This is a genomic window from Okeania sp. SIO2B3 (assembly GCF_010672525.1).
Classification (GTDB): domain Bacteria; phylum Cyanobacteriota; class Cyanobacteriia; order Cyanobacteriales; family Microcoleaceae; genus Okeania.
This window is the reverse complement of the sequence record NZ_JAAHGH010000157.1, coordinates 1-12022: the sequence shown is the minus strand read 5'-3', so window position 1 is coordinate 12022 and position 12022 is coordinate 1. Positions and strand designations below refer to the sequence as shown.

At 39.3% G+C, this 12022-nt stretch carries 6 protein-coding genes and 1 riboswitch; of the genes, 1 reads left to right on the top strand and 5 read right to left on the bottom strand.

All coding sequences use genetic code 11. The annotated features are described in order from the left end of the window. Window positions 1-492: 492 nt before the first annotated feature. Complete coding sequence (locus F6K15_RS35860; protein WP_293070585.1) at window positions 493-2988, bottom strand: HAD-IC family P-type ATPase; 2496 nt, start codon at window positions 2986-2988, stop codon at window positions 493-495. Window positions 2989-5119: 2131 nt separating this feature from the next. On the opposite strand from F6K15_RS35860, the gene F6K15_RS35855 reads away from it, so the two are divergent. After that, a complete protein-coding gene (locus F6K15_RS35855; RefSeq protein ID WP_293070584.1) occupies window positions 5120-7798 on the top strand; it encodes a DUF3536 domain-containing protein in 2679 nt (892 codons plus the stop codon). 1127 nt (window positions 7799-8925) lie between these two features. Here F6K15_RS35855 and F6K15_RS35850 read toward each other — a convergent pair. The 4 genes from F6K15_RS35850 to F6K15_RS35840 all read right to left on the bottom strand — a co-directional run bounded on the left by F6K15_RS35850 (window position 8926) and on the right by F6K15_RS35840 (window position 11977). Further along, window positions 8926-10149, bottom strand: coding sequence for a hypothetical protein (locus F6K15_RS35850; RefSeq protein ID WP_293070582.1), 1224 nt, complete (start codon window positions 10147-10149; stop codon window positions 8926-8928). Between the two features lie 42 nt (window positions 10150-10191). Further along, the gene (locus tag F6K15_RS38930; RefSeq protein WP_363269439.1) at window positions 10192-10440 is read right to left on the bottom strand and encodes a DUF924 family protein; all 249 of its coding nucleotides are present in this window, start codon (window positions 10438-10440) and stop codon (window positions 10192-10194) included. Window positions 10441-10818: 378 nt separating this feature from the next. Then, complete coding sequence (locus tag F6K15_RS35845) at window positions 10819-11025, bottom strand: hypothetical protein (protein ID WP_293070581.1); 207 nt, start codon at window positions 11023-11025, stop codon at window positions 10819-10821. A 22-nt stretch (window positions 11026-11047) separates the two neighbouring features. Next, window positions 11048-11247: riboswitch (Glutamine riboswitch) on the bottom strand. A gap of 544 nt (window positions 11248-11791) precedes the next feature. Beyond that, window positions 11792-11977, bottom strand: coding sequence for a hypothetical protein (locus F6K15_RS35840; RefSeq protein WP_293070580.1), 186 nt, complete (start codon window positions 11975-11977; stop codon window positions 11792-11794). Window positions 11978-12022 lie beyond the last annotated feature (45 nt).

Sequence of the window (12022 nt, the reverse complement as noted above, 5' to 3'; positions counted from 1 at the left end):
TCTTTATAATAAGTAGGGTTTGCGCTTCACTAGTCTTTTAGTAGGAGACAGGAGACAGGAGACAGGAGACAGGAGACAGGAGACAGGAGTAAGAATTGCCCCAAGATTGTTCTACCATAGTCAGCCCAAAATACTAGCTTTTTGCAGCTCTAGGCACCGAAAAGCTGGCACTTTTTTGAACCCCAAAAAGGCTAATACCTTTATTTATCAATACGCGCGAGAATTAAGCAGCAAGCCTTAAGTATTCAACCGAATTTGATATTACTGTAGCAATCAACAGAAAATACTATTACTATTAAACATCTGGTGATATAGTCATTTAACTTTAGATTGAGACAAAGCTTTCTTGCTATGAGGGAGTTTCAGACAAAAAAACGTCTCATTTTTAAGTTAAACTACTATAATCAAAAATCAAATCAATTATCGCCCATAAATCATCAATTATTTCTCCCTACTCCCTCTTTTCAGCAGAGGTCTATTAATAAACAAAAATTAACCAAGGTCCACACCTAAAAATTTGTCTAGAAGTTTGGCTCGCCAGACATAGCGCAATAATAAACACCACACTAAAGCTACCCAACTAATCACAACATAATCATGGGCACTTAGTAAAGATAATTCAAAAAATTGACGTAGAGGTGGAACTGCTAAAATTATCACATAGATTCCTAGCAAGGCCAAAGCCACCAGGGAATAACGCCAGTCTCTACTCAAAGGTTCTCCACCAACCCAAAGCCTTGTGGGGGGCTTCATAAAAGGCACTAGGAGTAGACCACACAAAACCATAATAGTTACTAAGGCACTGCGAGGAACAGAAAGAAGCTGATTACTAATAACTACACTATTATCCATCAGACTATTTTCCTCAAGAGAACCCAACACTGTCACAATTAAGTAACCCAAATAAACACCCAAAGCAACAAGAGTAAGACTCAAAGTAGCAGGTAAAGTAAAGTGGAGTAGCGATCGCACCAAACTACGACGAGGCAACATTCCCGACTTTGCCCACAGAGGAATACAAAAACTAGGAAAACCCACTGATATAAGAGTAACAACCGCACTATGCTTATTTAATAGTGGGAAAGTACCACCAACAAATCCTGTAGCAAAAATCAATAAAGTGACACAAAACACCCTAATCATAAACAGTTTCAGTACATCCTGTATACCATTACGAATGCGTTGTCCTTCCAGAAAAGTATGGGGCAAAGACCCAAAAGAATTTTTCAGCAAAACAATATCCGCCACACTACGAGTGGCCTTACTACCACCTTCCATAGCGATCGCCAAATTTGCCTCTTTCAATGACAGAACATCATTAACTCCATCTCCAATCATCGCTACATAATGACCCTGCTCCTTAAAGCTGCGAATTAGTTTAGCTTTCTGCTCTGGAGTAACACGGCCAAAAATTGTATTAGCTTCTGCAGCTTGGATAAACTGAGCTTCATCTAGTTCGGCCAACTCCGCCCCAGAAATAACTTGAATATCTGAGCCAAGTCCAGCTTGTAAGGCCAAAGTAGCAACAGTCTGAGGATTATCTCCTGAAATTACCTTTACCTCTATTCCAGCTTCAGAAAAACCATGTATCGTCTCACGAGCTTCTGGCCTTAGTTCATCTTTAAAACTAATAATTCCCAGAGGAGTTAATTCAGTAGGTAGTTCTGGCTTTTCCAAATCATTATTTAAGCTATTAATATTTGGGCTGTGAGTAAATAAAAGGACTCGAAGACCCTGTTGAGCTAATTCTTGAATTTGCTGAGTAACTTCTGTACTTAGAGGTGTAACAGTCGCTAATACTTCTGGAGCGCCAAGAATGTATGTTCCAGAATCTGAACTTTTTTGACCTTCAAAACTCATACCACTCCATTTACGAGCTGAAGTAAAAGGAATTTCTGTAATTAGCTCCAGTTGATGTCCAGAGCAAACTTCTTCTACAGCTTCAATTGTTTGATTTTTTGCAGTAGTACTAGCCGCATAATCACCCAACAAATTTCGTAACTTAACTTCATTAATTCCTATAGGATAAACAGTCTGTAAACGAATTCGGTTAGCTGTTAATGTGCCAGTTTTGTCCAAACATAAAACATCTACATTACTCAATGATTCCACAGCATTAGCTTGCTGAATCAGAACTTCCTGTCCTACCATTTTGACTGCACCTAGGGCATAAGCAAGAGTAATAGCTAAATAAAGTCCACTTGGTACAAGGCCAGCAATTACCGCAGCATATTGTACGCTATCAGCAAATGTATAAATTGTCATAAACCAGTTAATGGCAACAAGTATCCACAGAAAACATGACAAGAGCAAAAATACTCTAATTACTAAGTTAATTTCTTGTTGCAGGGGGGTGTAAATTTGACGGAATGCTCTGGCACTGACTGTTAATTGATAGGCCAAACTTTCAGTTCCTACTTTTTGAGCTTCATAACAAGCAGTACCACTAACACAAAAACTACCAGAATAAACTGGTTGTCCCACTTGTTTCAGAATTAGGTCCGATTCTCCAGTTAGTAGTGATTCGTCTACCTCAATTCGGCCTTCTCCTACTATTTGCCCATCAACCACTATTTGATCTCCAGCCTGGGCAACTAATATATCCCCGACTACGATTTCACTGGGATCAATGTTTTGTTGTTTACTTTCTCGAATAACGGTAGCTAATGGTCTTGTTAATAGAGCAATTTGGTCTAATTGTTGTTTAGCCCATATTTCTTGGCAAACACTAACTACAACGCCACCTAAAATAACCACGATCACAAGGAAAGCATCACCATAACGAGAAATGGAGAGTAAAACAAGGCTAATAGTTAAGAAAACAGCATTGATAAAAGTAAATAAGTTTTCCTTTAATATTTGGCTATAGGAGCGACTTGTATCTAATTTGACCTGATTTCCTAGACCCGCAGTACGACGAGCGATAACTTCGTTTTCTGTAAGTCCTTGAGTAATTGAAGTCTGGTTGATATCTTGGCGATCAATCATGGCATTTGTGCTAAATTTCTCAAAAAAAAATTATGTGTTGACAGTTTCAGCAAAAGTTTTTGATATTCAATCTAATGGCCTTTTGAGGAAAATAAATTATACCATTTTGAAAAAAGAATGTTACGAATAATAAGCATAAAAAAAATATTTTACAGGAGGTCTCCCTTTGACAAAAAATAGAATTTATTAGCTCAAAACTGGTATTGAAGCTATTCATTCTGACTCCTGACTCCTGACTCCTGACTCCTAAGAAATAGCCTAACTATTTGTAGCAAACATTCATAAAATTGGTATTAGACCTCCCTGGAAAAGAGGGAGTAGGTCCTAGGGAGGTGGCATGCAACGTCCGTACAGAGTAGGGGGAAAGAATTGATGATTGATCTACGATAATTGATTTTATTTTTGATTATCTTTATCCCTTATGTGTTTAAGACCCCACCGTCAGCGGGGGTGCAAATGCGGTTGGTGGAGTGAAAATCCCCATCGACCCCATTCTCCTGAGCCCATTCTCCTGACTCCTGACTCCTTCTTCAATGGAGATGTCTATTAACTGAAGTTGGTATTAACTAAAATTATCGCTTTTACCATTTTCTAATGGTTTTACATCAACTTGTATAGTAGGAAACAGACAATAGGCAAAAGCTGTGAAATATCCTAAAAGGTTAGCATTTTTGCTTGATCTTGGGAGACTACAAAATCGCACCCCATTACCACGTAGGCGACAAAAGTTGGAACACAGCGCCACCAGATCGCATCTGAGCAGCAAACCTAGCACCCCTTGGTATACTAGGAAACAGACAATAAGCAAAAGTTGTGAAATATCCTAAAAGGTTAGCATTTTTGCTTGATCTTGGGAGACTACAAAATCGCACCCCATTACCACGTAGGCGACAAAAGTTGGAACACAGCGCCACCAGATCGTATCTGAGCAGCAAACCTAGCGACCTTGAGGCAAAAGCCTCTCCAATTTTGACTCTTCATTATTATTTTATGTCCTAACCAACTCAATATTTGCTATCATAGAAAATTTTTTATCAAAATAATTGGGTCGCGCAACCCCGCCTTTTAAGGCGAAATATTTTTGGAGAGTTGCCCAAACCCCCTACTTCCCCTCCTGGCTCCCCTCCTGGGAGGGGCGGGGGTGGGTTGGATTAGGGGTGGGTTAACTTCTGACTGAAGTGTGTCTTAGATTCTGGAGGGGCTGTGTGCGGAAGCAATTCCGCACAGTAGACGCCCCGTAGGAGACCTCAGAATTACACACTCGCTTCTGACTTCTGACTTGGGGACTTCTGACTTCGTTAAAGAACCCATTTGGTATATTTGTACGCGCTATGTGCTTTTAGCTACTGGAGTCAGATAGAGGAACCGTTGTTAGGGCGACGTACAGAAGTCATCGAGTCACGAGGATTCAGTTCGAGAATAGAGCAAAAAAGTTGAAATTTGCTCCCCAAACTTCCCAAACTCCCTACACTCTCTCTACTGCAGCACCACTAGCTATTTATCAAAATAATTGGGTCGCGCAACCCCGCCTTTTAAGGCGAAATATTTTGGGAGAGTTGCCCAAATCTCCTACTTCCCCTCCCCTCCACCGGAGGGGGAGGGGCGAGGGGTGGGTTAACTTCTGACTTCTGACTTGGGGACTTCTGACTTCGTTAAACATCCTCGCCAGAACAACATTGATGAAATGAAAAGTAATATTACTAATTTACAGAGAATGGTAAGTAAAATTAAGTTTTATAACTACAGTCTTGCCTTTTAACTAAGTTAGACTTTATGATACAAATCACAGACATAACTATTAAATCTTTTTTAACTCTGCAAGCAAGCTCTCAACATTATATTAAACTGACAAAACTCTCACCTACCAAAATTAAGGCAAAGAAAGTGAGAATTTTATAGCTTTCAATTAAAGAGCTTGGACAACTAATCAAGAGCATCTAACACATAATCTGCCTTTCATAAACTCTGCAATAATGGCTAAAAGTAGAAAATGTAATTGATATTAAGGTAAATCAACTTAGATTTGGAATTAAACAACTATATTAAATGTTGGAAAATAATTCTAGAACTAGCAATTTCGTCAAACTAAGACGAAGCAAAAATTATTGTTCTAAAAGGAGAATGCGATCGCATGGTTTCCTCATTTGAGAAGAAATTGAATCAACTTAACGACTCTGTTGTAGAAGTATCATTGTCTGAAACAACCAAAGACCGGACAACTTCTGTAGCACCTTCTAACACCGCTACAGGAATTTATGTAACTATCCACGGTCACTTCTATCAACCACCAAGAGAAAATCCTTATCTAGACGCTATCGAACGTCAACCTAGTGCAGCTCCAAACCATGACTGGAATGAGCGAATTTTACATGAATGCTATCGCCCCAATGCCTTTGCCAGAATCTTAAGCGAACAAGGAGAATTGGTGGGGATCGCCAATAACTTTGAATATCTGAGCTTCAATATCGGTCCAACCTTAATGAGTTGGTTAGAGCGCCACGATATGGAAGTCTATCAAAAAATTATCGAGGCAGACCGCAAAAGTTGTCAACGACTAGATGGACATGGTAACGCGATCGCCCAAGCATACAACCATATAATCTTGCCCCTAGCCAATGAACGAGATAAGTACACTCAAATTCGGTGGGGTAAAGAAGACTTCCGCTCCAGGTTTGGTCGCGATCCCGAAGGAATGTGGCTAGCAGAAACAGCGATCGACTATCCCACCCTAGAAGTTTTAGTCGCAGAAGGGATTCATTTTATCATCTTAGCACCTTCCCAAGCAGAACGTTGTCGCCCCTTCCCAAGCTCAGAAAACGAAAATCCTGAATGGATAGAAGTAGGTGGCAGTCAAATTGACCCCACCAGGCCTTATCGTTGTTTCTTACCAAATAACAGCGATAACTCCACAGAAATTCCATATATTGACATCTTCTTCTATGATGGTCCAATATCAAGAGATATGGGCTTCAACGATGTCCTAAATAGTTCCCATAACTTTGCCGGACGATTAGGCCAAGCTGTACGGGGAGACCACCGACCCTCCCAATTAATTTCTGTTGCCACTGACGGCGAAACATTCGGTCATCACAAAAGCGGTACAGAAAAATGTCTTGCCTATGCCTTTTTAGGAGAATTTCCCCAGCGTGAGTGGAAAGTAACCAACTTTGCTCATTATCTCAGCATTAGTTCTCCTACTTGGGAAGTTGTTTTAAAACCAGTAACAGCTTGGAGTTGTTCTCATGGTGTTGACCGTTGGCAAGATGATTGTGGTTGCGGTGGTGGAGGCACCTGGAATCAAAAATGGCGCAGACCATTGCGAGATTCACTCAATTGGCTACGGGATCAATTTGTAGACATTTACGAAGATTTGGGTCGTCACTTCTTCAACGATGCTTGGGCAGCACGAGATGAATACATTAAAGTAATTCTCGACCGCTCTATTGCTAATATTAATAATTTCTTTTCCAAGCATCAAAGTCACGACTTAACAGACATAGAAAAAGTAGATGCTTTGCGTTTACTAGAAATGCAAAGACATTCACTATTAATGTTTACAAGTTGTGGCTGGTTTTTTGATGAAATATCCCGACCAGAAGGTACTCAAATTCTGCGTTATGCTTCTCGGGCAATAGAATTAGCAGAGGATGTATCAGGAGTACAGCTAGAACTTGAAAAAGAATTTATTGGGCGACTTGCTCTTGCCCCCAGTAATGTAGAGTTATTCAAAACAGGTGATGAAGTTTATCGGCAATTAGTTGCGACAGCTAAAATTAGTTTAGAGCAAGTAGCAGCTCACTACGCCATTAATTCTTTGTTTACTACTTATACTCGCGAACAGCGAATTTACTGCTATAACGCCAAGCAACATGATTATCAAATGCGACGCATGGGTAATCTAAGCCTAGCAGTTGGTCAGTTAGAGCTAGTTTCAGAAATTACACTAGAATGTAAGAATTTTGTTTTTGCTGTACTGCATTTGGGAGGATGGGATTTCCATTGCTGTATTCGGCCCTTTAGCGGACAAATAGTTTATAATAAACTGAAACAAAAGCTATTTGATGCTTTGCAAGAAGCTAGTATAGCAAATGTGATTATGACTATGAGCGAGTTATTTGGCGAATGTTCATTTAGCCTGAAGGATCTATTTGCAGAGGAACGTCAACGAATAATGGGGCTACTGAGTCAGGAAACTCTAAATCGCCTGGATCAATTGTATAGTCAGGTGTACCGAGATAATTACAGCATAATGATGGCTTTCCACCGAGATAATTTACCTGTACCCCAAGAGTTACAGGTAGCTGCCGAAGTGGCATTAGGTCATAAGTTCTTAACAAGTGTACGGGGGTTAGAAGCGGAAAGTAGTGATGGAAAATTGAGCCAGAATCATTTGGCTGATTTAGAAGCTCTTGCTACTGAAGTAGGTCAACAGCAATGTCGGTTCCACAACCTGGAAGTTAAAGAAGCTTTAGAAAGGTTAATTGTTAGTTCACTCCGGCATATTTTGCACGATCACGAACATCATAATGTAGAGGAAGATATCTACAACTTAGAGCGAATTATTGAAGTAGGCGATCGATTAAATCTCGGTTTATCATTAACTAATGCTCAGGAGATTTATTTCCAATCTTTGGAGAGTCATATTGTGCCTCTATGTTTGGGTTATATTCAAAGGCAAAATCATGCTGAAATAGAAGCTAATGTTGTAGAGGTAGAGGAAGCTTGGGAATTGCCTCAAATTAGCAAGTTATTACAATTAGGTAAGAAGTTGGCTATTGATGTCGATCAATGGCTGAATCAATTGTATTAATATCGTTTCTTTTTTACAGTAGAACTAAACTCTCTCCTTTTTCGGCTAAGGTGTGCATTAGTCGCATCTTTCTTAACATCTTGATTGATTTTGTTATGTTAGGTTCAAAAGTCGATCGGGAGGGAGTATAAATTTGAGAGATGCGGTCGGCTCGGTCGTCAATGCCTGTGGATGAGTAACCGCCGACGGCCTCACAAGAAGCAGGAAGTAAACAGCCTCCGTAGGAGGAGCTACGCTATCAAGTTGTTACGTTATGTAACGCTTTGTATCAGTTTTATAGAGCAGTTTTGGACAATAAATAATATCATGTTCGGTTGAATACTTATAAATAACTGTTGTGAGGAGTCAGGACTCAGGAGTCAGATCATGTCCGGTTGAATAATTAGACTTTGCTGGAAGGAAGGCAGCGGGAGCTGGAGGCAGGAGGCAGAAGCTTTTCTCCTATGTCACCTTAATTTTATACACGCTCCGATGCTATCGGACATGATATCAGGACTCAGGAGGGAAGAAAGGAGAAAAAGAGGAAATATTGGAGAAAAGTAAAGATAATTTCAGTATTTCTTTGGTACTGTCCATACTGTCAGTCATTAAATTTTATTTATAACTGATTATCCAAACATGATATAACCCTTTTTTTTTGACCCTTAGTTTGGCCTAATATCATGTCCGGTAGCATCGGAGCGTGTATAGCAAAGGTAGGCAACAGCTCATCTGGCAGGAATACTTAAGAGCAAAAAAAACTTAAATTTCCTGTAGATATTCACTCTTGGGTTTACACAAACGCGCCCCAGCGGACATGATATAATTCCTCAAATTTTTGACACCATTTTTCAAAGCATGGTAGTAAGGCAGACAAGGTTGTTTCCTTCATCAATGAGCAATTTTAGGTGAAAGCGACATTGTATAATAACTTGAGGCTATTTTACTTCATTTTTTTTCCAAAGTCTAGATAAGATAGCACTAATATCATGTTCGGTTGAATACTTACACTTTGGAGGAAGGAAGGCAGAAGGCAGCGGGAGCTGGAGGCAGAAGGGAAGAAAGGGTTAAAAGGGATAAAGTTTTTTATAACTGATTATCCGAACATGATATAACTGCTTCAAAGCATGAGGAATTAATATTAGTCTCTAACGTAGGTGAGTACTAATAGTTTTATAATAGCGATCAGCTTCGATCAACTTTTCAGAGGCAATCAAATTTCTATACCCGATCCACCATTTCTGAGCTAGAAAAAAGGTGCCTTGTTTATAAACCCATACTATCAGATGTAACCAAGATAAAACCCAAGAAGCACTTTTATCAATTGGTGTAACCATTGCTAAACCACCGCAAGGTAGCTCTCTAGAATGTATGATTCGAGTTTTGGTATTATATTTCTGTATCCATACACGAATCATTGTCGGTATGATCTCCATAGCACTATTTCGTCCCGGACACGATCTATTACCACCGATTCCGAAAATCAAAGTTTTTTCTAGCAAATTTTGATCTTGCCAGCGTTGCCAGTTATACTCCTGAGCATCTTCACCGAACAAATCCTGGCGTCTGTGATAATTCACATAATTAACTGCGTGCAAACATTTATTCTCAATATCTGGTCTGACCGACATCGTGAAGAGCGGGTATAAGCGCAATGCTTCATAAGTTGCTACAGTAAATTCATCATCACTAGAGGGAAGTGGGGAAGAATTTTGTGATAGACAAATTAACGTATGTGCAAATCCCTCACTAAGTTCATCTACTGCTGAAACTATTAGAGCAAAGATGACTTCATGGATATCAGAAAATAAATCTTTGAAGTTGAGTTGAGAATTGAGACCTCCTTTGAAAGAGTCGAAAACCAAGGCCATAGCTTGTTTTCTTGACTTTAGATCGACAGTTTCCCAATCTTTTACAACCATTAAAATATTACGGGATGCCTTGATAAAGATTTCAGGTTTAGGGCAAGGTTTGGCAAAAAATGCGAACCAAACCTCATTCAGCACAGCACCAAAGGCACAATCTCTTAACGAACAAACTGGATATTTTGGGGGATTTGAATCCCAGTAAGATCTGAGACGTTTTTCCCAGCCACTTTTGCCATTCTTTTCCAGAACCCTAGAAAACTGTTTTGCTAATAGAGAAATAGACTGAAACTGCGGATCGTCTGAATCAATGTTTTCCAGAAAACGATGACCCACAGGTGACATTGAATAAAATAGGCGATTTTGATGCTTCCCTTTAGAACGATTAATTGCAGATTTTTTACAGTAGGTATTGATTATTTCTTTGAACGGACAATATGTGATATTCTTTACATCTGTTGAGTTAGTATTACGATGGTAAAAGTAATGAAAGTAATGTTTTAGCATCGCTTTTTTCACTCCTTATTCTAACTTTGACTATACATCCATTTAGGTAAAACTCTTTCTTTGTAGAATAAACTGCTTTTTTTCTAGTTTTGATTTTAGATTTAGTACTTGATTTCGATGCGGGAATCTCCCAAATTTCTGAATAACATTATAGTGTTGTTTAGCTTCAGAATGTACTTGAGCTAGCTGCTTCTTAGTAGTTTCATTCAACCAGTCTTGTTGCAGCACTTTTTGAGAAAACTTGGTACTTAAGTTCAGCGAACGTTGTTGAACATCTTTATTTCTCTGAATGACTAAGGCAGATAACAGCTATAGATATATAGCTCAGGCAGATTGGAGAATCTAAATCTATTATATACGAATAAGCAAATTCTAAAAAGCGGTTAGCCCTGTAATATCATGTCCGGTAGCATCGGTATTGTATAGCAAAGGTAGGCAACAGGACAGTTAGGAAGGCTACCCTCGCAAGAAAAAAACTTAAATTTCCTGTAGATATCCATGCTAACTTTTACACAAACGATTGCCTTCGGACATGATATAATAAATACACTAATTCTCAAGCTGTTGCTAGCTGAAATCAAAAAAAATCCACCTCAAATAAGAAGTGGATTTATTTTTTCGTTTCGTATTTGACTAAATTGAAATTAGAATACTATATGGTACTCTTCCTTAATATTTTAACAATGGAAATTTAAAAAACACTAAGGATATAAGCAAGACTAAAACAATTGCCCAAGGAGCAAAAACAATACTCAAAAATAGACAAAGTAATGCCATCCCTGCCGTGACGATCTTGACAATCTCTTCAGTAGAATTGGCATAAACATAAACAGCAAAGAAACAAATGACGAGACTCATAAATGAAGTCGAAATCATTATAACTACCTCAAATAATAGTAGTACGTTCCTTCGGGATAGATGATTTTGCTGAACTTACTAAAAGTAACCCATGCAAGATTGAAGCTTTCTCTAGAAGCTCATTGAAGACTAGGTGTTTAAGTAAGTTTTTATTTTTAGCTAATATTTCTAGCCCCTACTTCCGTCTTTCTCAAGCTCTTGGTTAATCAGCCAATTTACGCTGTGGGAAAGATGAACGATGGATTTTGTTATTCAACCTAGTATAACTTTTTATTACAGTATTGTCAATAAGAATAAATATTTATAGCAGGGAGTATGGGAGTAGGGGAGATTGAAGGCTTGAAGTAATCATAGAATTATTAAAATATATTATATAACCTGATTCTATATCATATCAAATCCGCTTAATTAAGAAATAGCATCGAAGCTATTCCCATACGACTCGGTCCTCCTGCCTTCCCCTCTACGGTCGGGGTTAGGGGTGGGTTGACTCCTAAGAAATATCGGTAGTGCATAGCGCAAAGTGTGGGATAAGTAATTAGGTCCTTCCAACTCCAAGGAGCGATATAGCTGCCGCACTTGCTCCACTAACGCCAACTCAGCTCAATGTGGCTGCAGTATTTTCTTTGGGAGTATGAACCCAAATCCAATTGAAATAGGCGATACAGAGTAACGCCACGCGGAGCGAACGCTAACCTCACTGTGCTCTCTGTCTGTGCCCAGACCTGACCAAATTTATTCTGGGGTGCGATGCCACCTACCTATCTGCTGTCTGACAATCCCCTTAGCAAAGCTCTAACTGCTGTGTCTGGTCTTTGCCAATAATGTGCTTTACTTCTTCTGGGAGAATTCGCTCTAACCCACCCCAATCATCAGTATGCCACTGCCAGTCAGTTGGTTTTCCCTTCCTGGCGTTGGCAATTAATTCTGTAATCAACTGGTCAGTGTGTTGGCCGACACGAGTGGCCAAAATCAATCCAGGTTCTGGATGCTTGAGTCATCCCAATCCCACAAT

Excerpts from the sequence above, each read along its gene's own strand:
- F6K15_RS35860 (WP_293070585.1), bottom strand. The coding sequence starts at position 2,988 with ATGATTGATCGCCAAGATATCAACCAGACTTCAATTACTCAAGGACTT.
- F6K15_RS35855 (WP_293070584.1), top strand. The coding sequence starts at position 5,120 with ATGGTTTCCTCATTTGAGAAGAAATTGAATCAACTTAACGACTCTGTT.
- F6K15_RS35850 (WP_293070582.1), bottom strand. The coding sequence starts at position 10,149 with ATGCTAAAACATTACTTTCATTACTTTTACCATCGTAATACTAACTCA.
- F6K15_RS35845 (WP_293070581.1), bottom strand. The coding sequence starts at position 11,025 with ATGATTTCGACTTCATTTATGAGTCTCGTCATTTGTTTCTTTGCTGTT.